Origin of the sequence: Frateuria hangzhouensis, assembly GCF_026410505.1 — a bacterium.
Classification (GTDB): domain Bacteria; phylum Pseudomonadota; class Gammaproteobacteria; order Xanthomonadales; family Rhodanobacteraceae; genus Frateuria_A; species Frateuria_A hangzhouensis.
Genome location: NZ_JAPMIU010000006.1, coordinates 122312 through 145284, shown reverse-complemented (window position 1 = coordinate 145284; position 22973 = coordinate 122312). Strand labels below are relative to the sequence as shown.

Below are 22973 nucleotides of genomic sequence, written 5' to 3'. Positions count from 1 at the left end.
CGTGGAATTCACGGCGACGCCGGCACCGGCTTGCCGCCGACGGTCTCCAGGAACCGCGGCGCGTGCCACGCCCTGGCGTGCTGTTCGAAGCCGTAGGCGATCGAGATCAGCGTCGGTTCGCTCCACCTGGCGCCGAACAGCACGATGCCGACCGGTAGATCATGGGCGAAGCCGGCCGGCACGGTGATCGACGGATAGCCCGCCACCGCCGCCGGCTGCGAGGCGCCACCCACGGTCGGGTCGCCACTGACGATGTGGTCGCCCAGCACCAGGTCGGTGACGAAGGCAGGCCCCCACGAGGGCGCCAGCAGCGCGTCCAGGTGATCCTTCGCCAGTGCCGCGTCGATGCCCTCGGGACCGGACAGCCGCCTGGCCTTGGCCAGCGCGTCGCGGTACTTCTTCTCGGTCAGCGGCCCCTTGGCCTGCGCTTGCAGGAACAGCTCCTGGCCGAACCAGGGCATCTCCTGTGCCGCGTGCGCCTGGTCGAAGGCGATCAGGTCGGCCAGCGTCTTCACTTTCAGCTGCGGCCGCGTGGCGAGATAGGCGTTGATGTCGTGCTTGAACTCGTACAGCAACACGGTGAATTCCGGATCGCCCAGGTCGGCCAGGTGTGGCACGGTGACCGGGTCGACGATGGTCGCGCCCTGTGCCTTCATCAGCGCGATGGCCTGCTCGAGCACGCGATCGGCGTTCGGCTCGGCGCCGGCGAGTTGGCGCACCACGCCGATGCGCTTGCCCTTCAGTCCCTCGGGGTCGAGGAAGCGGGTGTAGTCGGTGGCATGCCGGTCGGCGTCGGCCGTGGCCGGATCGCGCGGGTCGCTGCCGGCGATCACGCTGAGCAGCGCCGCGGCGTCGGCCACGCTGCGCGCCATCGGGCCGGCGGTGTCCTGGCTGTGCGCGATCGGCACGATACCGCTGCGGCTGACCAGGCCCAGCGTGGGCTTGATGCCGACGATGCCGTTCATGGCGGCCGGGCAGATGATCGAGCCGTCGGTTTCGGTGCCGATCGCCACCGTTACCAGTCCGGCCGCGACCGCCGCGCCGGAACCGGCGCTGGAGCCGCACGGGTTGCGATCGAGTACGTAAGGATTTTTCGTCTGCCCGCCCCGGCCGCTCCAACCGCTGCTGGCATGGCTGGAGCGGAAATTGGCCCATTCACTGAGGTTGGTCTTGCCCAGTACCAGCGCGCCGGCCTTGCGCAGCCGTTCGACCAGCCCCGCATCGCGAGGCGCCGGCGCATCGGTGAGCGCCAGCGAGCCGGCGGTGGTGAGCATCCGGTCGCCGGTGTCGATGTTGTCCTTGAGCAGCACCGGGATGCCGTACAGCGGGCCGCGCCTGGCATCGGTGCGTCCGGCGTCCAGCGCGGCGGCCAGTTCGAGCGCCTCCGGGTTGGTTTCGATCACCGCGCGCAGCGTGGGCCCGGCCTGGTCGATCTGCGCGATGCGGTCGAGGAATTGCCGCGCCAGCGTACGGCTGTCCAGCGTGCCGGCATCCATCTGTTGCTGCAGTTGCGCGATCGAGGCCCAGGCCAGCGGCGTAACCGGTTGCGCGGCCATCGCGGGGCTGCCGGACAGCAGGGTGACGAGCAGGGCAATGTGGGCGGGCGATCGTTTCACGGCAGCCTCCGGTCGGTCGGTGTGCAATGCACGGGTGGTGCGACATGGTGTCGCGCCGACGCAGCATATCCCGTCCCACGGGCCTGCCGTGGCGCAGGCACAACCTATACTGGCATTCATGAGCCTGCTTTCCTCCGCTTGCCTTGCGCTGGCCATCTTGGCTGCCGCGCTTCCCACCACTGTCGTTCGCGCTACCGACGCACCGACCGTGCCCGATACCCTCAAGCAACGCATCGCGGCCTGCACCGCCTGCCACGGTGAGCACGGCGAGGGCACGCCCGAGAGCGGCTTCTTCCCGCGCCTGGCCGGCAAGCCGGCCGGCTACCTGGCACGGCAGATCCGGAACTTCCAGGACGGCCTGCGCAAGTACGCGCCGATGGAGTACACCGTGCGCGGGCTGACGCCTGAGTACATGCACGAGATCGCCGAGTATTTCGCCGCGCAACGGGTGCCGTACGAACACTCGCCCGTGCCGCGGATTTCAAAAGCGATGCTTGATCGCGGCAAGACGCTCGCGACCGAAGGCGACCCGGCCCGAAAACTCCCGGCCTGCGCCGCCTGCCACGGCACGCAGCTGACTGGCGTGGAGCCCGATATCCCGGGGCTGGTCGGCTTGCCCTACGACTACATCAGCGCGCAGCTCGGCTCCTGGCGCACCCATACGCGGGCGATGGTGGCGCCCGATTGCATGGCGACCATCGCCAGCCGCCTGAGCGAGGCCGACATCACCGCGGTGTCAGCCTGGCTGGCCACACGCCAGGTATCGGTCGACGCCCACGCGCAGCCGGTCGGCTCGGTCACGCCGCCGCTCGCCTGCGGCGTGCTCGGAGCGAAAGAGGTGGCGCGATGAAATGGGTCCTGCGCATCTTCCTGGCGCTGCTGGTGCTGGCGATCGCCGGCGTCGCCTGGTGGCTGTTCGCGCAGCGCCAGGCCCCGCTGCCTCCGGCCGAAACCACGGCGGCGAAGCTGCAGGATCCGCAGCTGATCGCACGCGGTGCTTATCTGGCCACCATCGGAGACTGCGCCGGCTGCCATACCGCCCAGGGCGGCAAGCCCTACGCCGGCGGCCGGTCGTTGCCCACGCCATTTGGCGACGTGCCCGCGCCCAACCTCACGCCTGACGACGCCACCGGTCTTGGCCAGTGGTCGTTCGACGCGTTCTGGCGCGCCATGCACGAGGGTGTCGGGCGCGATGGCCACTCGCTCTATCCGGCGTTCCCCTACACCTCCTACACCAAGGTAAGCCGCCAGGACGCGTTCGCGCTGTTCGCATACCTGAAGACGCTGCCGCCGGTGCGCAGCGAAAACGGCTCGCCATCGCTGCGCTTTCCCTATGACCTGCGGGCGAGCCTGGCCACCTGGCGTGCGCTGTATTTCCGCCCTGGCGAATACCTCGCCGACCCGAAGCAATCCGACGAATGGAACCGCGGCGCCTACCTGGTGCAGGGCCTGGGCCACTGCAACGAATGCCACGTCGCGCGCGACAACCTGGGCGGCATGCCGAAGAACTCCACGCTCACCGGTGGCCAGATCCCCGCGCAGAACTGGTACGCGCCGGACCTCAGCACGCGTGACCACGGTGGCCTGCAGGGCTGGAGCACCGGGGACATCGTGGCGCTGCTCAAGACCGGCCAGTCGTCCAAGGGCGCGGCGTTCGGACCGATGGCCGACGTCGTGATGCAGAGCACGCAGCACATGCACGACGGCGACCTGCGCGCCATCGCCGTGTACCTGCAATCCCTGCCACCACGTCCCGCGCCGGGAAAGGGCGACAGTCCGCTGGATGCGAGCGCCCTGCTTGCCGACGGCGCCAAGCTTTACGCCACGCAATGCGCCAGTTGCCATGGCAAGGACGGCCAGGGCATCACGGGCGTCTATCCGCCGCTTGCCGGCAACGCCTCGGTGACCGAGCCGAGCGGCATCAATGCCATCCGCATCGTGCTGCTGGGTGGTTTCGCGCCGTCCACCGCCGCCCACCCGCGGCCCTACTCGATGCCGCCGTTCGCGCAACAGTTGAATGACCGCGACGTCGCCGCGGTGGTCAGCTACGTCCGCCATGCCTGGGGCAATGGCGCGCGCCCGGTGATGGAACGCGACGTGGCGACTTATCGACACACGCCGGTGGAATAAGCGCGCGAGACGGAATTCCGTCGCGCGCGCACGCCGAGGATTCCGGTGCGACGAACCGCGGCAGTCCGGCGCAAACGTGACGACTCCACGCGTCAGAAGCAGTCCTCGACCCTGCGTCCGAAAGACGCAGTACCACGGCCGCGGACCCCGCGACATCCGCGCCATTCGCGCAACGGCGAAGCGAGGCGACCGGCCTGATCGCTTGGCACGCTTTCTGCTCACCGTGGATGTCGTGAATTCCAGGTAAGACCCTTCGGCCGCACGTCGGTGCGCGCGTCTCCCAGGCTCTGCTTCTTCACTCGACAGCACTCGCGTACGGGCAGATCGCCCGTGCGTTCCTTTACTGCACACGGAACGCTCGATCCAATGAACAAGATTTTCCGCATCGTCTGGAACAAGGCACTTCGCCAATTCATGGTGGCATCCGAACTGGCGCGCTCCCCGCGCGCCGGCGCCACGGTCGACGCGCGTAGTGGCAGCGCGCCCGGCGTATTCGCGTGCAGCGCGCTGGCGCTGGCACTGCTGGCCGCCGCGCCGCTCAGCCTGGCGCACACCACCTCGGTGGGCTACGTCGCGCCGCTGGGAACCAGTGGCACCATCACCTTCTGGTATGGCACCTACCATCCCATCGGTACTGACTCGGCCGGCTCCTATGAAGGCCATTTCGAGCTGACCGGCGACAACGGCTTTTCGGCAACCGCGGATTTCTCCCAGATCGTCGGCGCCGGCCAGCTCGATCCCAACAGGCCGATCGGCCTGGAGGACGGCGTCAACAATTTCTATGCCCTGAGCGATGCGGGAACCGACCTGTCGGCCACGCCGGGATCGACCGGCGAGGCCAGGACATGGGAAGGCGTGACCTTCAGCGGCCTGACCGCCGGCACCTATACCTACATGTACGTTCCAGCCGACACCCCCACGGACTTCTGGCATCCCTACGCTCCGGTCCTGAGCAATACGCTGGTGGTTACCGCCGCGGACCTCAACGGTTTTCCGATGCTTCCGGGCGAGACTTATACCCAGGACGACCCGGAACTGAACCAGCCTGATTCGATCGTGTTCAACGGCGGTACGTACGCGCCGACCACGGACACCACCAACGACCAGCAAGTGACGATCCGTTCGGGCGGCGGCACCGTGGACACCGGCACGGGCGACGTGATCTTCACGGGTGGCGTCGAAGGCACCGGCCCCCTGACCAAGACCGGTGACGGCACGCTGACCCTGGAAGGGCCGAGCAGCTACACCGGTGGCACGACCGTCAATGGCGGCACGCTGCAGGGCGACACCGACAGCCTGCAGGGCGACATCACCAACCACGCCACGGTCGACTTCGACCAGTCGACCGACGGCACCTTTGCCGGTGACATGACCGGCACGGGCGGCCTGGTGAAGGACGGCGGCGGCACGCTGGTGCTGAGCGGTGACAACAGCTACAGCGGCGGCACGACCGTCAACGGCGGCACGTTGCAGGGCGACAGCGCCAGCTTGCAGGGCGACATCACCAACCACGCCACGGTCGACTTCGACCAGTCCGCCGATGGCACCTACGACGGCGACATGACCGGTACGGGCGGCCTGCTCAAGAACGGCAGCGGCACGCTGGTGCTGAGCGGCGACAACAGCTACAGCGGCGGCACGACCGTCAACGACGGCACGTTGCGGGGCGACAGCGCCAGCTTGCAGGGCGACATCACCAACGACGCCACGGTCGACTTCGACCAGTCCACCGACGGCACCTACGCCGGCGACATGAGCGGCACGGGCGGCCTGGCCAAGAATGGCACCGGCACGCTGCTGCTGACCGGCGACAACACCTACGCCGGCGGCACGACCGTCAACGACGGCAGGCTGCAGGGCGACAGCGGCAGCCTGCGGGGCGACATCACCAACAACGCCACGGTCGACTTCGACCAGGCCACCGACGGCATCTATGCGGGCGACATGAGCGGCAGCGGCGAGCTGGTGAAGAACGGCAGCGGCACGCTGGCGCTCGACGGCACGCTCGCGCACGGCGGCGGCACCACCGTGAACGATGGCACACTGGTCCTCAACGGCAACAACAGTTACACCGGCGGCACGACGCTCAACGGCGGCACGCTCGAGATCGGCAGCGATGCCAACCTGGGCGACGCCGGCAGCGGCCTCGTCTTCGACGGCGGCACGCTGCACACCACCGGCAACGTGTCGACCGACCGCGACATCACCCTCTCCGGGGACGGCGCGATCGACACCGATACCGGCACGACCCTGACCGCCACCGACGCCATCGCCGGCAGCGGCGAGCTGACCAAGCAGGGCAGCGGCACGCTGGTACTGGGCGGCGCCAACACCTACACCGGCGGCACCACGATTGCGGGCGGCACGCTGCAGGGCGACAGCCACAGCCTGCAGGGCGACATCGCCAACAACGGCACGCTGGACTTCGCGCAGGCGACCAACGGTGCGTTCGGCGGCGCCATCAGCGGCAGCGGCCAGCTGGTGAAGGAAGGCGGCGGCACGTTGCTGCTGACTGGCGCCAACAGCTACAGCGGCGGCACCACGATTGCGGGCGGCACGCTGCAGGGCGACAGCCGCAGCCTGCAGGGCGACATCATCAACAACGGCACGCTGGACTTCGCACAGGCGGGCAACGGCGTGTTCGCTGGCAGCATCGACGGCAGCGGCACGCTGGTGAAGGATGGCAGCGGCACGCTCACTTTGGGCGGCACGGCTTCGCACCTGGGCGGCACGGTCGTCAACGCGGGCACGCTGGTGCTCGGTGGCGACAACAGCTATGCCGGTGGCACTACGATCAACGGCGGCACGCTGCAAGTGGGGCACGACGCCAATCTCGGCGACGCCTCCTCCGGCCTGACCTTGAACGGCGGCACGCTGCATACCACCGGCAGCTTCCAGAGCGACCGCGACATCACGGTCCGTGGCGGGGGCTTCGCGGTCGACAAGGGCACCACCTTCACCAGTGGCGGCGCGATCGGCGGCAGCGGGGCGCTGGTCAAGAACGGCCAGGGAACGATGGTGGTCGACGGCACTGCGGCGCACCACGGCGGTACCACGGTCAACGCCGGCAAGCTGGTCCTCAAGGGCAACAATAGCTACACCGGGGGCACCACGCTCAACGGCGGTTCGCTGCAGGTCGGCAGCGACGCCAGCCTCGGCGCCACGTCCGGCACGATCACCTTCAACGGCGGCGACCTGACGGTCACGCAGTCGATGGCCAGCGACCGTGACATGGTGATCCAGTCGGGCAACGCCTCGATCACCACGCTGGCCGGCGCCACCTTTACCGCCCATGGCGACATGAGCGGCACGGGCGGGCTGGTCAAGCGCGGCGGCGGCGTGCTGGTGGTGACCGGCAGCAATACCTTTACCGGCGGCGCGCTGATCGACGGCGGCGTGGTCAGGATCGACAGCGGCTCGTCGCTGGGCACCGGCGTGATCGTGCTGCAGGGCGGCACGCTGCAGACGGTCGACAGCCTGGGCACCGGCCAGACGGTGCTGGTCAGCGGCAATTCCGGCGTGAACACCGACACCGGCACCACGACCGAGCTCAGTGGCCAGATCCTTACCGATGGCAACGTGGGCTGCTTCGTCAAGAGCGGCAAGGGCACGTTGAACATGACCGGCGCCGCAACGCTGGCCAATGGTACCTGCGTGCAGGACGGCATGCTGCGCGCCAACGGCGAGCTGACCAGCCAGGTGCAGGTCGACCGCCCCGGCACCGTGCGCGGCGTCGGCGTGATCAAGGGTTCGATCAACGTCGAGGGCACCCTGGCCCCGGGCAATTCGCCCGGCACGCTGTCGATCACCGACGCGGTAACGATGCACGAAGGCAGCGCGCTGCAGATCGACATCGACGGCCACGGCACCGCCGCGGGCGCCGGCAACTATTCGCGCCTGCTGGTGGGCGGCTCGTTCACCGCCGACGGCACGCTCGCGCCGACCTTGCGCGGGATCACCGGCGATGCGTCGAACGCGTTCACGCCAGAGCTGGGCGATGTCTACACGGTGGTGCAGGCGGCCGGCGGCGTGAAGGGCAGCTTCGACGCGCTGCAGCAGCCGACCGCGGGCCTGGCGGCCAACACCCGCTTCCAGGTGTTCTACGTCGGCGGTCATGCGGTGGAGCTGTACGTCACGCCGGTTTCCTACGCCACCTTGCTCGACGGCCTGGCCAATGGCAATGCCATTCGTGCGGGCGAGGCGGTGGACAGCATGGTGGCGGCGCAGGACGCGGGCGCCGATACCGACGACCAGCGTGGCCTGCTGTTCGCTCTGGCCGGCCTGCGCGCCACCGCGCTTCCACAGGTCATGCAGGGCTTGGCCGGCGAGGCGCACGTTCAGACCGCGGCGATGGCCCGCGAGGCCAGCCTGGGCCTGGCCGGCGACATGGCCGACCATCTGGCCGAATCGCCGCTGGATCAGGGCGAACACGGCAGCCGCGCCTGGGCCACGCTGTCGCAGGGTGGTTACCGCGCGCTGTCCGACGCACAGGCGTCGGGCTTCCACTCGCAGCAGAGCCGCGCCAGCGCGGGCCTGGATGCGTATCGCGGCGACGCGGTGCAGTGGGGCGTGGGCCTTGCCCATACCGAAGCCCGGCTGGAGAACATCCCGGCATCCGGCAACGTGCGCGGCAATGGTGCGATGGTTTACGGCGAACTGGCGGCCGGTGGCGCGCTGGTCGACGGCACTGCGTCGTGGTCGAAGGACAAGTGGAGCACGCGTCGTGCCGATCCGCTGGCACCGGCGTCCAGCCTGACCTCTGAGGCGGACGGCCACAGCATGGCGGCAAGCGTGACCGCGCGCTTCCCGCTCCAGCATCAGGGCATGCGCATCGAGCCCTATGTGCAGGCGGTGTGGCAGCGCGTGGACCGCGACGGCTTTACCGAAGCGGGCGACACGATGACCGGCCTCGGCGTAGGTCGCTACGAAGCGACCGGCACGCGCCTGCTGGCGGGCCTCAAGCTGGGTTCGGCAGCGCAGGATCCGCTGGCCTCCAGCGTGACCTACCGCATCGGCGCGGCGATCGGACAGGACTTCGGCGACACGCTCGACCCGGTCGTGGATGCCACGCTCGCCGGCGAATCGTTCCAGTTGCGCTCGCCATCGATGGGCCGGACGCTGCTCAAGCTCGACGCCAGCGGCACGCTGCGCCTGGGCAGGCAGAGCTACCTGTATGGCGGGTTGAACTCTGCCACCGGGCATGACCGCGCCAGTTACGGCGTGAACGTGGGCGTGCGAGTGCAGTTCTAGTTCGCTGCAACGCCGTTGAAGACAAGCCGCCGCCGGAGCGATCCGGCGGCGGTTTTTTTTGACTTTTTGCAGGAGCGCACTTGTGCGCACCGTGATGCGCAAGGGCGCAGGAGCTACCGCACCCACTTGCCCTGTTGCGAAAGCACCAGCTTGCCGTCGCGCGTGACCAGCAACGCGCCATCGTCGGTGACCGTGTAGACCAGGGTACCGTGCGGGAAACGCCAGCCGAGGTGGCGGCACGGCGTGGTTCCGTCGGCACAGGTCGTCGAGAACGCGGCACCGTGCAAGGTGATCGACGCACCGGTGCGGCGGCTGACACCGGTGTAGACCACGTCCGCGCAGGCGACGTCGCCTTCGGCGCATTGTTCGGCCACCACCACGGCGTAGCCGGGCGTCACCAGTACGCCGGCATCGGCAGGCATGGCGGTGGCGAACGCCAGTGCGGCCAGCGCGAGCAAAGGGAGGGGTTTCAACATGCGCGCATCTCGTGGAATTGGAAGGCCAATTGCCGCCATGGTTCGATGGCCCAGTGCCGGCGTGCCTGGCCGGAGGGTGACGGCAGGGCGTAGACCTGTGCGTTGCCGAGTCGTTCCGGTTGCGGGCCATAGGCGACGATGGCACGACCCAGCGCGGCGCGCGCGGCGGCCTTGCTGGTGAAGGCGAGCAGGCGTGGCTGGAAGGCGTCGATCTTGGCCACCAGCGCGGGCACGTCGAAGGCATCGCGCGGCAGGTCGGCGTCGTTGCCGCTGTGGCGCTTGGCCAGGTCGGTCAGGCCGATGCCCCGTTCCAGCAGCTGCGGGAACTCGGCCGGCGCGAAGCGGCGCGGCGTCAGGCCGGCTTCGTGCAGCGCGCGCCAGAACAGGTTGCCCGGATGGGCATAGTAGGCGCCGTCGCGGGCCGAGCGCTCGCCGGCGGCGGTGCCGCAGAAGACCAGTGCAAGCCCCGGGCGCAGCAGGTCGGGCAGGATGTGAGGCTCAGCTGGCAGGTTCATCGAGCAGGAAATCGGTGAACTGGAAGCGCCCGTCGCGCAGCACCGACTCGCCGCGGCTCAAGCGCAGCTCGCGTGCGAACAGCGGGCCTCCGTAGCTCAGGGTGTGGAACTCGCCACGCTCGCCGCAGGGGTCGACGCCGGCGGGCAGGCTGTCGAGCAAGGAGCCGTCATACGGGCGGCCGCAATAGTCCGCGGCCAGTTGTTCGGTGTCCACGCAGCACAGCAGGGCGCGGTGGCCTTCGCCGACGAAGCGGCGCGAAAGCGCATCGGTGTCCTCGCCCCAGATCGGGAACACCGCCCGCCATTCGGCTCGCCCGAGCTGACGCACGCGGTAGTCGCGCACGTCCTGCAGGAACAGGTCGCCAAACGCGCAATGGCGGATGCCCGGCCAGCGCATGCGGGCCTCGGCCAGCGCGCGTTCGTGCGCGGCTTCGTAGGCGTCGTTGCTGCCGGGCCAGTCCATCATCACTTCCAGCAGCTGCAGGCCCAGTGCCTCGGCCTGGGCCTGCAGGATGTCGCGGCGCACGCCGTGCATGGCGATGCGCTGGTAGGTGCGGTTGACCGTGGTCAGCAGCGCGACCACCTGCCATTGCGGGTCGGCACGCAGCCGCTGCAGGGCCATCAGGCAGTCCTTGCCGCCGCTCCAGGCGAGCAGGATGGGAGTTGCGTTCATCAGGCTACTTTACGGCACGAACTCCGCAGGGTGGGCTTCAGCCGCCCAATTTTGTCGAGCCATCGAAAGCGGTGGGCTGAAGCCCACCCTACGTCCTACGGATGCGGGCCTGAACGCTCCGACGATGGCCTGCCCACGCCCCGTGAACGCGAGGGCGGGCAGGGTGGGGTCATGACGGAAAACCTGTTGGAGATCTGGAACGGCCAGCCCTGGGTCCGCCTGGGCGTGACCGTGATCATTGCCTTGCTGGTGGCGATCGTGGTTCACCGGCTGGTGCGCGCGCTGCTGTGGCGCCTCAGCGACGGTCATCCGATGGTGCGCGAGATGCTCAAGCAGGCGCGCGCGCCGATGGGTTGGCTGGTGCCGCTGCTGGTGCTGGTGATCGCGCTTCGTACACGGCCGGAAGCGCAGGACCTGCACGTGGCCGGCACCATCGAGCAGGTGCTGGTGATCGCGCTGATCGCGGTGGCGACCTGGCTGGGCGTTCGCTGCATCAACGCCGCGGAGTTCTTCTTCTCCCGCCGCTTCCCGGTCGACACCAAGAACAACCTGCGTGCTCGGCGGGTGCTTACGCAGGCGCGGGTGCTGGGTCGCACCGGCTCGGTGCTGCTCATCCTGATCGGCTTGGCGGCCTGCCTGATGATGATCCCCGGCGTGCGCCAGATCGGCACCAGCCTGCTCGCCTCGGCCGGCCTGGCTGGCCTGGCCGTGGGCCTGGCCGCCAAACCGGTGCTGAGCAACCTGATCGCCGGGCTGCAGATCGCCATCACCCAGCCGATCCGGCTGGACGACGTGGTGATCATCGAGGGCGAGTGGGGGCGCATCGAGGAAATCACCGGCACCTACGTGGTGGTGCGCATCTGGGATGAGCGGCGGCTGGTGGTGCCGCTGAACTGGTTCATCGAAAACCCGTTCCAGAACTGGACCCGCTCCAGCTCGCAACTGATCGGCACGGTCTACCTGTGGCTGGACTACCGCGTGCCGCTGGAACCGCTGCGCGCGGAAGCCAAGCGGTTGTGCGAGGAGGCGCCGCAGTGGGACCGGCGCGTGTGCGTACTGCAGGTGACCGACACCACCGATCGCACGCTGCAGATACGCATCCTGGCCAGCTCGGCCGATTCGGGCAGCAATTTCGACCTGCGCTGCCACGTGCGCGAGGGCATGCTGAAGTTCGTGCAGCAGCATTACCCGCAGAGCCTGCCGCGGATGCGGGCGGAGGTGCAGGAGCTGCCGGAACGCACCGATGATGGACGCGGCGGCCTGGCCGATGAACTCCCGTAGGGTGGGCTTCAGCCCACCAGCCGTTTCCGCGACGGGCATGGTGGGCTGAAGTCCACCCTACGGTTCGGCAAGGCTCCAGGCCAGAACGGCGTACACCCGCCCGCCCTCCAGCTCGAAGCGCAGGCCCATGCCCAGCGCCTCGGCGGCGGCATGGGCAAGCGCCAGGCCCAGCCCCGCGTGGCCGGCGTGCGGGGGTTGCTTGCGCCAGAAGCGCTGACCCAGCCGGGCCAGGTCGGCTGGTTCGAGCCCGGGCGCCGCATTGCCGATGCGCAGACCGTCCGCGCCAAGCCGGACCTGCACGGTATCGCCGGACGGTGCATACGCGCAGGCGTTGCCCAGCAGGTTGCCCAGGACGACTTCGAGCAGGGCCGGGTCGGTGTGCAGGTTCGCCGGCGGCGTGCCGTCCACGGCCAGCGTCAGGCCGCGTTGGCTTGCCGGTGCGCGCTGGCGCTGGAGTTGGCGCTCCAGCCAGGGGCGGAACCCCAGCGGCTGGCGCTGCGGTTGCTCCAGGCCGGACTTCAGGCGGGTGAGCAGCAGCAATGCCGACACCGTCGCTTCCAGCTCCGCGCCGATCTGTCCGATCTCGCCGAGGATCTGCGGCAGCCCGCGCCCGCTGGGGTAGCGCGCTTCGACCTCGGCCAGGGCACGCAGCTCGGCCAGCCGCGTGCGCGTCTCGTGAGCCAAGCCGCTGGCGAACTGGCGCTCGCGGGCAAGGCCTTCGTCCATCCGCACGAGCACGTCGTTGAAGCGCGCCACCAGCGGATCGAGCTCGCGCATGCCGCTGGCGGTCAGGCGCTCGCCCGGCGCGTGCGGGCCGATGTCGCGCATGCGCTCGACCAGCGCGCGTACCGGTGCCAGGCCGCGCCGCACGATCAGCGGCACCGCCGCCAGCGCCACCAGCAGCGCCAGTGCCGGCCCCAGCGCGAGGATCCAGTCCAGCGTGATCAGCAGCCGGTCGAAGGAACGGCGATCCTGCATGAACAACAAGGCGCAGCGACGCGTGGGCGGGTGGCTGACGGACGGGTCCTGGAAACTGAACATCACCGCGGCGAACGGCCCGCGTGCGTGTCGCAGGTTCGCAAAGCGCGGGGTGCCGTCGGCCGCGCGCGGCCAGTCGTCCGGGACGGTCGGCGGAGGCGGCGAGCTGCGCTGGGGCGGCAGCCCCTCGCAACGCAGCTCGTACCAGGCGCGGCCCTCGTCGACCAGCAGGCTGGGCGGCGCGCGCGCGGCACCGGCGGCCTGCTCCACCTCCACCACCGTGGTCAGCGCCTGCGCCTGGGTCAGCAGATTCTCGCGGAAGCGCGCCTCCATCGCCTGGTCGATGCGCAGGTCCATCACCAGCGCGCCACCGCCCAGTACCGCCAGGCTGGTGGCGACCAGCAACAGGGTGATGCGCGCGGCGAGCGAGGGCGGTTTCACGGAATCAGGTAGCCGGCGCCGCGGCGGGTCTCGATCAGGCCGGCCAGCCCGGCCGCGTCGAGCTTGCGGCGCAGGCCGAACACCAGCACCTCGACGCTGCGGTCGGAGACGTCGGTATCGCTGCCGGCGGTACGCTCGAGGATTTCCTGGCGCGTGAATGCCCGCCCGCGGTGCCGCAACAGCAGGCCGAGCAGTGCGAATTCGCGCGGGGTGAGCGGCAGCGGCTCCCCCTTGACGTTGGCGCGCTGGCCCAGCGGATCCCATGCCAGCGCGCCGTGACTGAGCACCACCGGTTGCGCCTGCTGCGGCCGACGCGCCAGCGCGTGCAGGCGGGCAAGCAGCTCGTCGAAAGCGAACGGTTTGACCAGATAGTCGTCGGCCCCGGCGTTGAGCACCTCGATGCGGTCGCCGACCTGGTCGCGCGCGGACAGCACCAGCACGCGCGGACGCCGGCCGCCGGCGGGCAGGGCGCGCAGCACGCCCAGGCCGTCGAGCCGCGGCAGCATCAGGTCCAGCACCACCAGGTCGTAGTCGTAACTGGCCAGGAAGCCCTTGGCGTCGACGCCATCGGCGGCGGCATCCACGGTAAAGCCCGCCCCGCGCAAGCCATGCTGCAGCGTGGTACGCAAGCGTTCGGAGTCTTCCACCAGCAGGAGTTTCATGCGGGCCGAGTCTAACCAGTCGGGCGGGCTTGAGCCCACCGCAGCGTCGACGCGGGCTGGAGTGCGCCCTATGCGCATGCGGCAACATCGACAGTTTGCGCACGCAAACGCTATAAAGGCCGGAGGTCATCGGGGGTGGGTGTGAGCGAAGAGATCCTGATCAATGTGACGCCCCGTGAAACCCGCGTGGGCGTGGTCGAGAACGGCATGCTGCAGGAGGTGCACGTCGAGCGCGCCTCCCGCCGCGGTTACGTGGGCAACGTCTACAAGGGCCGCGTGCAACGGGTGATGCCCGGCATGCAGGCGGTGTTCGTCGAAATCGGGCTGGACCGGGCGGCGTTCCTGCACGCCTCGGACATCGTGCGCCCGCCGCTGCCCGAAGGCGCAGAGGCGCACGGCAATGGCCATACGCCCTCGATCAGCGAGCTGGTGCACGAAGGCCAGGACATCGTGGTGCAGGTGGTCAAGGACCCGATCGGCAGCAAGGGCGCACGGTTGTCCACCCACCTGTCGATTCCCTCGCGCTACCTGGTGCTGCTGCCGCACGCGCGCACGCTCGGCATTTCCGCCCGCATCGAGGACGAGGAGGAGCGCTCGCGGCTGAAAGACGTGCTCGGCGGGCTGATCGGCGAAAATCCGCTCGGTTATATCGTGCGCACCAATGCCGAGGGACAGTCGGCCGAATCGCTGGCCTTCGACGTGACCTACCTGAGTAAGGTCTGGCGCGTGGTGCAGGAGAACATCGCCAAGGCAAAGGTCGGCGAGCGCGTCTACGAAGAACTCTCGCTGCCGCTTCGCAGCCTGCGCGACATGCTCACCGACGACATCGAGAAGGTACGCGTGGACTCGCGCGAGACCTACGAGAAAGTGGTCAAGTTCGTGCACAAGTTCATGCCGAACCTGGACGACCGCATCGAGCACTATTCCGGCGAGCGGCCGATCTTCGACCTGTACGGCGTGGAGGACGAGATCCAGCGCGCGATGAAAAAGGAAGTGCCGCTCAAGTCCGGCGGCTACCTGATCGTCGACCAGACCGAGGCGATGACCACGATCGACGTCAATACCGGCGGCTATCTGGGCACGCGCAACCTGGAAGAGACGGTCTACCGCACCAACCTGGAGGCGGCGCAGGCCGCCTCGCGCCAACTGCGGCTGCGCAACCTGGGAGGCATCATCATCATCGACTTCATCGACATGAACGATGAGGAGCACAAGCGACAGGTCATCCGCATGCTGGAGAAGGGCCTGGCGCGCGACCACGCCAAGACCACGGTCTACCCGATGTCGGCGCTGGGGCTGGTGGAGATGACCCGCAAGCGCACCACCGAGAGCCTGGAACGGCAGCTGTGCGAGCCGTGCCCGGCCTGCGGCGGGCGCGGCACCGTCAAGACCGCCGAAACGGTGACCTACGAGATCTTCCGTGAGATCACCCGCGCGGTGCGCCAGTTCAACGCCGAGAAGCTGCTGGTGATGGCCAGTCCCAAGGTGGTCACGCGCATCCTCGAAGAAGAATCCATCGCGGTCGCCGAACTGGAGGAGTTCATCTCCAAGAGCATACGCTTTCAGCCGGAAGAGCATTATTCGCAGGAACAATTCGATGTGGTCTTGCTGTAAGCGAGGGATTGCCCGCAACGCCGACCTGGACGGAACGAGGTGAACGCGCGCTGGCGACAGCGCCTGCATCTGGCTTTGCGCGCGCTCGGCTGGGGCGCCGGCATCACGGTGGTCGCGTTGGCCGTGCTGGTGGCGCTGGCCCAGTTGCTGCTGCCACTGCTGGCTCGCCATCCGCAATGGGTGGCCGCGCAGTTGAGCGAGCGCCTGCACCGGCCGGTGAGCTTCGCCTCGATGGAAGGGCACTGGCGCGGCGCCGGGCCGCTTTTCGTGATGCGCGACGTCACCATCGGACCCGGTGCCGGCGGCGGCAGTCCGCTGCGGCTGCCCGAGTCCGAACTCAAGATCGACTTCGGCAGCTGGCTGCTGCCCTCGCGGCACCTGCTCAACCTGCGCGCGCGCGGGCTGGAGCTGGATCTCAGCCACGATGCGCAGGGCCGCTGGCACGTCAACGGCATCGGCGGGCCGCAGGGCGGCGCGCGCCAGGACTTTTCGATGGGGCCGGTTTCGCTGGACATCTGGTTGCGCGACCTGCACCTGATCGTCACCGATGAGGCCAGCGGCCGCCGCTACGCGGTGCTGGCCGACCAGTTGCGGCTGAGCCGGCAGGGCAACCGCGTGCGCTTCGGGGTCGTGCTGCAGCGCGAAGGCGCCAGCGGGCAATGGCACGGCGCCGGCAGCTTCCGCGAGGACGGCAGCGCCGGCCGCCTGTGGCTGGCCGGCGACCGACTCGACCTGGGCACCTTGCTCGGCGACGTGGCGATGGACGGCTATACGGCCAGGAGTGGCACCGGCAGCCTGGCGGCCTGGCTGGACTGGAAGGATCGCAAGGTGGTGCGCGCCACGCTGCGTTTCGACCTGGCCGATCTGGCCATCGAAGGTCCCGCCGGCACCGCGCGCATGCCCGACCTGCGCGGGCTGGCCGGCATCAGCCCGCGCGCCGACGGCTACGACGTGCGCTACGCCACCGACGATGGCGGCGCGTTGGCGCTGGCCGTGCACCAGCCCGATGGTCCATTGCGCGTGGGCCTGGCCGCACGTCGACTGGACCTTGCGCCGCTGCTGCCGTGGCTGGCGCTCAAGCGCGATCTTTCGCCCGCGCTTGGCGCCTGGCTGGGCGGTGGCCATCCCCGTGCCGTGCTGGAGCAGGCCTCGCTGCAATGGTCGCGCGACAAGGGGGTGGAGCGGCTCCATGCCACGTTCGCCAAGGCCGGTATCGATGCCGTCGGGCCGATGCCGGGCGTCAGCAACCTTGCGGGCGAACTGCGCGGCGATGCGCAGGGGTTCGCGCTGGAGTTGCCGGCGCAGGCCACCGTGATCGACCTGGCCGATCGCTTCCGCCAGCCTTTCGCACTGTCGCGGCTGGCTGCCCGCGTGGCGGCCTGGCACGCCGGCGGCGCCTGGCAGATTGGCGTCGATCCGCTGACCTTCGAAGGAGCCGGGTTCGGAGGCAGCGCCCGCGGCACGGTGGCGCTGCCGGACGACGGCGGGCGGCCGTTCCTGGACCTGTATGCACGCATCGACCAGGCCCAAGTGACCGCGGCCAAGATGTTCTGGCCACTCCATTCGATGTCGCCCACCGCCATTGAATGGCTGGACCGGGCGCTGATCGCCGGTACGGTGGAGGGGGGACTGGTCGTGCGCGGCAGCCTGGCCGACTGGCCGTTCCGCCACAACGAGGGCCGCTTCGAGGCGAACGCGCGGATCAGCGGCCTCACCCTGAACTACGGCGAGAATTGGCCACAGGCCGAAGGCCTGGCGCTGGACGCGCGCTTCATCAACAACGGCATGCTGGCCGAGGTGACGGCCGGGGGTTCGCTGGGGATTAAGCTGGAACATGCGGTCGCGCTGATTCCAGACTTCGCCGATACCACGCTGGACCTCAACGCCAAAGGCAGCGGCAGCGTCGCCAGCCTGTTGCAGTTCGTCCAGCACAGTCCGATCGCCCGCGAGCAGAACGACACGCTCGCCAAGCTGCAGCTGGGCGGCACCGGCGCGTTCGACTTCCACCTGTCGCTGCCGCTGAAGGACACGGCCGCGATGCGGCTGGACGGCAGCGCTCGCCTGAAGGACATGGACGTAGCCGCACCCGAGTGGAAACTCAAGCTGGCCAGGCTGAGCGGGCCGGTGAGTTTCGACGCCCACGGCCTGCACGCCGGTCCGCTGGCGGGCGGCTTCCGCGGCCAGCCATCCTCGCTGGACCTGCGCATCGCCGGCGCCACGGCCAGTGCGGACACGGTGCTGTCGGCGCGGCTGGAAGGCCGCTACGCCTTCGATGAACTGGTGCAGGGCTATCCGCAACTGGACTGGCTGGGCGCCGCCGCGGCCGGCCGCAGCGAATACACGCTCGGCTTCGACATCACCCGCGGCAGCGGCGATGCGTTGGTGCAGACGCTGAGCGTGGACAGCACCCTGGCCGGCACGGCGCTGAAGCTGCCGGTGCCGCTGGCCAAGCCGGCCGAGGCCATGCTGCCTTTGCACCTGGTGCTGGGCGTGCCGGTGGAGGGCGCCAGCCTTGAGGTCGCGCTGGGCGAGGTGATGCGCGCACGCTTCCGCCTGCCGGTCGGTGACACCCAGCCGCTGGCCGCGTCGATCGACTTCGGCAACAGCATGCCGGACAGCCTGCCGGCCAAGGGCCTGCGCATCCGCGGCCATGCCGCGGCGCTGGACGTGTCCGGATGGGTGCAGCACGCGGTCGCCGGCAACAGCGGCGACGGGCCGGGGCTGGAGAGCATCGACGCCAGCGCCGACCGCGCGCTGGTGTTCGAGCACGATTTCCCCGACATGCACATCAATGCGGTGCCCAAGCCCGACGCGCTGGCGATCGACGTGGACAGCCCCGCGCTGGCCGGGCATGTGGATGTGCCGGCCACGGATCTGCGCAAGCGCGGCATCACTGCCCGCCTGCAGCGCCTGTACTGGCCGCAGGCGACACCGCAGGCAGGCACCGGCAAACCTGCGCCCGACAACCCGCAGGCGGCGGAGCCTGCGACACCGGAATCGGTGTTGTCGCCGCCAGGCTCGCCATCGGCGCCCGTCGACCCTGCCGCCACCGGCATCGATCCGGCCTCGCTGCCGCCCTTCCACCTGTGGGTCGGCGACCTGCGGCTGGGTGCGGCCCGGCTCGGCGAGGCGCGGCTGGAAACCTGGCCGACCGCGCAAGGCATGCACATCGACCAGTTGCGCGCGCTGTCCAAGAGCGTGCAGCTCAACGCCGGCGGCGACTGGAACGGCGACGCGCAGGCCAGCTACACCCACATGCGCATTGACTTCGCCGCCCAGAACCTCGGCAGCATGCTCACCGCGTTCGGTTACGAGGGATTGTTCAGCGGCGGCAAGACCCACGCGCTGCTGGACGCGCGCTGGCCCGGCGCACCCACCTCGTTCGCGCTGGCCACGATGGACGGCACGCTCGGCGTCGACGTCAGCCACGGGCGCATTCCCGAGGTCGGGCCGGGCGTCGGACGCCTGTTCGGGCTGGTATCCGTGGCGGACCTGCCGCGCCGGCTCACGCTCGATTTCGGCGACGTGTTCGGCAAGGGCCTGGCGTTCGATTCGATCAAGGGCGATTTCCGCTTCGCCGATGGCAACGCGACCACCGACAACCTGAAAATGCGCGGGCCGGCGGCCGACATCGACATCACCGGCCGCACCGGCCTGCGCGCGCGCGACTACGACCAGCGCGTCTACGTGGTGCCACACGTGGGCAACAGCCTGCCGGTAGTCGGTGCGGTGGTCGCCGGGCCGGTCGGCGCCGCCGCGGGCTTCGCCGTGCAGGGGCTGCTCGGCAAGGGGCTGAACAAGGCCGCCAGCGCGCGCTACCACGTCACCGGGAGCTGGGAAAAGCCGGTGTTCACCCTGGTCGAGAAGCACGAGGCGCAGCCGGCGCCCGCGCCGGCGAGCAGCGCGGCGCGCTGAAGCCGGGATTGTCGCAAGGACGCCCCGACCACTTGTCTGCACCCTCCGACGCGCTCGCGGAGGAGGACTCGAAACGTGGCGCTGCGCCTTGAATCCTTCCCGTTGAAGGGGAGAGACCCAGGGCGAATGGTGCGCCCTTACCGTGCGCTACCCGCGCGATTCGTGCCTACTTCCGCCGGAACGGAAACAGCTGCTGCCGCACGAACCCGTCCGGCATGTAGTCGCCCACCACGCCGTACTTTTCGGGAAATACCTTGGGCGATTTCACCGCCGTGCCGAAAAGATGGTCGAGGAAGGCGTAATGCGCCGCATAGTTCCGGTCGATCGCCTCCTCGTCGGAGGCGTGGTGCCAGTGGTGGAAGTCGGGCGTCACCACCAGGTATTTCAGCGGCCCCCAGGGCAGGTGCACGTTGGCATGGTTGAACACCGCCTGGAAGCCGACGATCAGGATGTAGCCGTTCATCACCGCCTCGGAGAAGCCGAGGATGTACAGCGGCGCCAGCACGCACACGCGCGTGGCCATCAGCTCCAGCATGTGCTGGCGCGAGCCGGCCAGCCAGTCCATCGTCTTGACGCTGTGGTGCACGGCGTGGAAGCGCCACAGGAACGGCACCTCGTGATAGGCGCGATGCGTCCAGTACTGCGCCAGGTCCGCCACCAGCACGCACAGAAGCAGCTGCGGCACGAACGCGATGTGCTGCACGGCCTGCTGGAAGCCGCTGCTGACCAACCAGCCGAACAGATGGTGCAGCAGGAAGTTCACGCTCAACAGCGCCAGGCCGACGATGAAATGGTTGACCGCGAAATGCTTCAGGTCGGTCTGCCATTCGGCGCGGAACAGCGTCTGTCCCTTGTACAGCGGGAACAGCTTCTCGATCACCACGAACACCAGCGTGGAGCCGAGCAGGTCCAGGATGAACCAGTCCAGCCCGATGTAGGGCGTGTGGTCGGGGAAATTGCCCACCGGCACGCGCGAGCCACCCAGCGCGGTGGCGGCGAGCACCAGCGCAAAGGCGACCAGGTTGAGGTTGCGCTGGCGCCCCAGCACCAGGTTGCCCAGCGACATGCCGCCGGCGACCAGCAGCGCCACCAGCAGCAGCTGGCGCAGCACGTCGATCGAGTACTGATGGCGCAGGTCGGGGGTGGTCAGGTACTGCGGGAAATGGAAGGCCAGCACCGCCAGCAGGGCGAGGAAGCCCAGCGACAGGGCCACCACGCTACTGAGCTTGCCCGCGCCCGGGCGCAGGGCGCCATGGCGTTGCAGCAATTCGTGGGTTTCGTCGATGGGCGCCTTCACGGCGTTGTCCAGCAGCTCGCGCGTGAGCCGGCGCCTGGTTTCCCTGTTCATGGTGCGGCCTCTTCCTTGGGTGGTTGCGGCGCATGGTAGCGGCAGCCGGGCGCGGCGTGGTTTAAAGGGCCGGGTGCGACCCCATGTGGGATATTCACCCCTTTCGCCTCAAGGTTGCCGGTTCCATGGATTCACTCATTGCCCACGTCGAGAACAAGCTGTTGGCCCCCGGTGGCCTGGCCACCACCGACCTGGAGCGCGTGTTCGCGCAGTTGATGGGGCCGTCGATCGACGCGGCGGACCTGTATTTCCAGCACTCGCGCAGCGAGTCCTGGCTGCTGGAGGAAGGCATCGTCAAGGACGGCAGCCATTCGATCGAGCAGGGCGTGGGCGTGCGCGCGATCAGCGGCGAGAAGACCGGCTTTGCCTATTCGGACGAGATCGTGCTGCCGCAGTTGCTGGAGGCCTCGAAGGCCGCCCGCGCGATCGCGCAGGACGGGCAGGGCGCGGGCAAGCCGCTGGCGCTCAACGGCGCGCGGGCTCTGTATCCCGCCCTGGACCCGGTCGAGAGCCTGCCCAATCCGGACAAGATCGCGTTGCTGCGCGAGGTCGACGCCTACGCCCGCTCGCGCGACCCGCGAGTCAAGCAGGTGATCGTGAGCCTGGCCGCCACCATGGACACCGTCCTGGTGGCCGGCGCCGACGGCACCCTGGCGGCGGACGTGCGCCCGCTGGTGCGCCTGAACGTGCAGGTGATCGCCGAATCCAGCGGCCGGCGCGAGCAGGGCAGCGGCGGGGGCGGCGGCCGCTACGGCTACCGCGAACTGATCGAGAACGGCCGCGCGCTGGCCTTCGCCGACGAGGCGGTGCGCCAGGCGCTGGTCAACCTCGATTCGGTCGACGCGCCGGCCGGCCAGATGACCGTGGTACTCGGCCCGGGCTGGCCCGGCGTGCTGCTGCACGAGGCCATCGGGCACGGCCTGGAAGGCGACTTCAACCGCAAGGGCAGTTCCGCCTTCGCCGGCCGCATGGGCCAGCGCGTGGCCGCGCCCGGTGTCACCGTGGTCGACGACGGCACGTTGCCCAACCGCCGTGGTTCGCTCAGCGTGGACGACGAAGGCACGCCCAGCGAATGCACCACGCTGATCGAGGACGGCATCCTGGTCGGCTACATGCAGGACAAGTTGAACGCCCGCCTGATGGGCATGAAGCCCACCGGCAACGGCCGTCGCGAATCGTTCGCGCAGCTGCCGATGCCGCGCATGACCAACACCTACATGCGCGCGGGTTCGCATGATCCGGCCGAGATCATCGGCTCGGTCAAGCGCGGGCTGTACGCGGTGAACTTCGGCGGCGGCCAGGTGGACATCACCAGCGGCAAGTTCGTGTTCTCCGCCTCCGAGGCCTACCTGATCGAGGACGGCAAGCTCACGGCGCCGGTCAAGGGCGCCACGCTGATCGGTGCCGGCCCGGAGGTGCTCACCCGGGTCTCGATGATCGGCAACGACCTCAAGCTCGACGAGGGCATCGGCGTGTGCGGCAAGGACGGCCAGAGCGTGCCGGTGGGGGTGGGCCAGCCGACGCTGAAGATCGACGGCATGACGGTGGGCGGCACGGCGGCCTGACGCGCTCTGCTTCCTCGCGTTTCGTCCGGGAGCCGAGCGGGGGCTTTTGCGCGCGTTTGCAGGATCGCCTGGGCGCGACCTGTATCGCGGTCGCGTACAGGTGCGCTCCTACAGGGAGCCTCGAAAAGCCCCGAAAGCTTCCGATGCCACAGTAGGAGCCCACTTGTGGGCGATGCTTTTGGCGGTGCAATCGGGCGTAAGGGCATCGCCCACAAGTAGGCTCTACAAAAGCGTCGCGCGAAGGGAGTTGTTCGAGGCTCCTTACAAGGCAGCTGCGAACCCGTGGAATCTTTTCGGGTTCCTCCGGCGAGAGAGTGGCAAAGGCCAGGTGAGGATTCGGCGCCGCGTGGCACAAACCCCCTCGCGCCGAGCATAGGCGCAGCCGAAGTCGAAGCACTGTCGCGTGAATCGTTCTCCCTCCGGCAGAGGATGCGCGAAGGGCGGGAGAGGGCCCGGCCGGAGCGCCGCGCTGCGACCGGACCGTATCTTCTTCGGAGCGCCCAGGATCG

General features: G+C 69.1%; 14 protein-coding genes. 7 read left to right on the top strand and 7 right to left on the bottom strand.

Annotated features, from left to right (window positions below):
• Positions 1 to 8: 8 nt before the first annotated feature.
• Positions 9 to 1556, bottom strand: a complete 1548-nt coding sequence (locus OSC30_RS08595; protein ID WP_425474739.1) for an amidase — start codon at positions 1554 to 1556, stop codon at positions 9 to 11.
• A 178-nt stretch (positions 1557 to 1734) separates the two neighbouring features.
• Between OSC30_RS08595 and OSC30_RS08590 the strand changes: the two genes are divergently transcribed.
• From OSC30_RS08590 to OSC30_RS08580, 3 genes are all read left to right on the top strand, one after another.
• Complete coding sequence (locus OSC30_RS08590) at positions 1735 to 2466, top strand: c-type cytochrome (protein WP_267171436.1); 732 nt, start codon at positions 1735 to 1737, stop codon at positions 2464 to 2466.
• Positions 2463 to 3746, top strand: a complete 1284-nt coding sequence (locus OSC30_RS08585; RefSeq protein WP_267171435.1) for a c-type cytochrome — start codon at positions 2463 to 2465, stop codon at positions 3744 to 3746. The genes OSC30_RS08590 and OSC30_RS08585 overlap by 4 nt, the downstream gene beginning before the upstream one ends.
• Before the next feature lie 366 nt (positions 3747 to 4112).
• Positions 4113 to 8996 carry an autotransporter-associated beta strand repeat-containing protein gene (locus OSC30_RS08580; RefSeq protein ID WP_267171434.1) on the top strand — a complete coding sequence of 1628 codons (4884 nt, stop codon included), beginning with the start codon at positions 4113 to 4115 and terminating at the stop codon, positions 8994 to 8996.
• Between the two features lie 113 nt (positions 8997 to 9109).
• Here OSC30_RS08580 and OSC30_RS08575 read toward each other — a convergent pair whose 3' ends face one another.
• From OSC30_RS08575 to OSC30_RS08565, 3 genes are read right to left on the bottom strand one after another with little or no spacing between them, the layout of a single operon-like run.
• Entirely contained in the window at positions 9110 to 9472 is a 363-nt protein-coding gene (locus tag OSC30_RS08575; RefSeq protein ID WP_267171433.1) for a hypothetical protein, read from the bottom strand.
• Positions 9466 to 9987 carry a mismatch-specific DNA-glycosylase gene (locus tag OSC30_RS08570; protein WP_267171432.1) on the bottom strand — a complete coding sequence of 174 codons (522 nt, stop codon included), beginning with the start codon at positions 9985 to 9987 and terminating at the stop codon, positions 9466 to 9468. The genes OSC30_RS08575 and OSC30_RS08570 overlap by 7 nt, the downstream gene beginning before the upstream one ends.
• Positions 9971 to 10660 (bottom strand): Dph6-related ATP pyrophosphatase, encoded by a 690-nt coding sequence (locus OSC30_RS08565; protein ID WP_267171431.1) that lies wholly within the window; start codon positions 10658 to 10660, stop codon positions 9971 to 9973. The genes OSC30_RS08570 and OSC30_RS08565 overlap by 17 nt, the downstream gene beginning before the upstream one ends.
• Positions 10661 to 10831: 171 nt before the next feature.
• Between OSC30_RS08565 and OSC30_RS08560 the strand changes: the two genes are divergently transcribed.
• The gene (locus OSC30_RS08560) at positions 10832 to 11941 is read left to right on the top strand and encodes a mechanosensitive ion channel family protein (protein ID WP_267171430.1); all 1110 of its coding nucleotides are present in this window, start codon (positions 10832 to 10834) and stop codon (positions 11939 to 11941) included.
• A gap of 57 nt (positions 11942 to 11998) precedes the next feature.
• Here OSC30_RS08560 and OSC30_RS08555 read toward each other — a convergent pair whose 3' ends face one another.
• Together OSC30_RS08555 and OSC30_RS08550 are read right to left on the bottom strand one after the other, a co-directional pair.
• Positions 11999 to 13360 (bottom strand): sensor histidine kinase, encoded by a 1362-nt coding sequence (locus OSC30_RS08555; protein ID WP_267171429.1) that lies wholly within the window; start codon positions 13358 to 13360, stop codon positions 11999 to 12001.
• Positions 13357 to 14022 (bottom strand): response regulator transcription factor, encoded by a 666-nt coding sequence (locus tag OSC30_RS08550; RefSeq protein WP_267171428.1) that lies wholly within the window; start codon positions 14020 to 14022, stop codon positions 13357 to 13359. Before OSC30_RS08550 ends, OSC30_RS08555 begins: the two co-directional genes overlap by 4 nt.
• Before the next feature lie 141 nt (positions 14023 to 14163).
• Here OSC30_RS08550 and rng point away from each other — a divergent pair, with 141 nt between their 5' ends.
• Positions 14164 to 15636 (top strand): ribonuclease G, encoded by a 1473-nt coding sequence (rng, locus tag OSC30_RS08545; RefSeq protein ID WP_267171427.1) that lies wholly within the window; start codon positions 14164 to 14166, stop codon positions 15634 to 15636.
• Positions 15637 to 15675: 39 nt separating this feature from the next.
• Positions 15676 to 19551 (top strand): YhdP family protein, encoded by a 3876-nt coding sequence (locus OSC30_RS08540; protein ID WP_267171426.1) that lies wholly within the window; start codon positions 15676 to 15678, stop codon positions 19549 to 19551.
• A 166-nt stretch (positions 19552 to 19717) separates the two neighbouring features.
• Here the strand turns inward: OSC30_RS08540 and OSC30_RS08535 are convergent, their stop codons facing one another.
• Positions 19718 to 20899 (bottom strand): sterol desaturase family protein, encoded by a 1182-nt coding sequence (locus tag OSC30_RS08535; protein WP_267171425.1) that lies wholly within the window; start codon positions 20897 to 20899, stop codon positions 19718 to 19720.
• Between the two features lie 125 nt (positions 20900 to 21024).
• Here OSC30_RS08535 and tldD point away from each other — a divergent pair, with 125 nt between their 5' ends.
• Positions 21025 to 22464, top strand: coding sequence for a metalloprotease TldD (gene tldD / locus OSC30_RS08530; protein ID WP_267171424.1), 1440 nt, complete (start codon positions 21025 to 21027; stop codon positions 22462 to 22464).
• The last annotated feature ends 509 nt before the right edge of the window (positions 22465 to 22973 follow it).

Coding starts and splice junctions, on each gene's coding strand:
- OSC30_RS08535 (WP_267171425.1), bottom strand. CDS start 20,899: ATGAACAGGGAAACCAGGCGCCGGCTCACGCGCGAGCTGCTGGACAAC.
- OSC30_RS08585 (WP_267171435.1), top strand. CDS start 2,463: ATGAAATGGGTCCTGCGCATCTTCCTGGCGCTGCTGGTGCTGGCGATC.
- OSC30_RS08590 (WP_267171436.1), top strand. CDS start 1,735: ATGAGCCTGCTTTCCTCCGCTTGCCTTGCGCTGGCCATCTTGGCTGCC.
- OSC30_RS08565 (WP_267171431.1), bottom strand. CDS start 10,660: ATGAACGCAACTCCCATCCTGCTCGCCTGGAGCGGCGGCAAGGACTGC.
- tldD (WP_267171424.1), top strand. CDS start 21,025: ATGGATTCACTCATTGCCCACGTCGAGAACAAGCTGTTGGCCCCCGGT.
- OSC30_RS08575 (WP_267171433.1), bottom strand. CDS start 9,472: ATGTTGAAACCCCTCCCTTTGCTCGCGCTGGCCGCACTGGCGTTCGCC.
- OSC30_RS08595 (WP_425474739.1), bottom strand. CDS start 1,556: ATGGCCGCGCAACCGGTTACGCCGCTGGCCTGGGCCTCGATCGCGCAA.
- OSC30_RS08580 (WP_267171434.1), top strand. CDS start 4,113: ATGAACAAGATTTTCCGCATCGTCTGGAACAAGGCACTTCGCCAATTC.
- OSC30_RS08550 (WP_267171428.1), bottom strand. CDS start 14,022: ATGAAACTCCTGCTGGTGGAAGACTCCGAACGCTTGCGTACCACGCTG.
- OSC30_RS08570 (WP_267171432.1), bottom strand. CDS start 9,987: ATGAACCTGCCAGCTGAGCCTCACATCCTGCCCGACCTGCTGCGCCCG.
- OSC30_RS08560 (WP_267171430.1), top strand. CDS start 10,832: ATGACGGAAAACCTGTTGGAGATCTGGAACGGCCAGCCCTGGGTCCGC.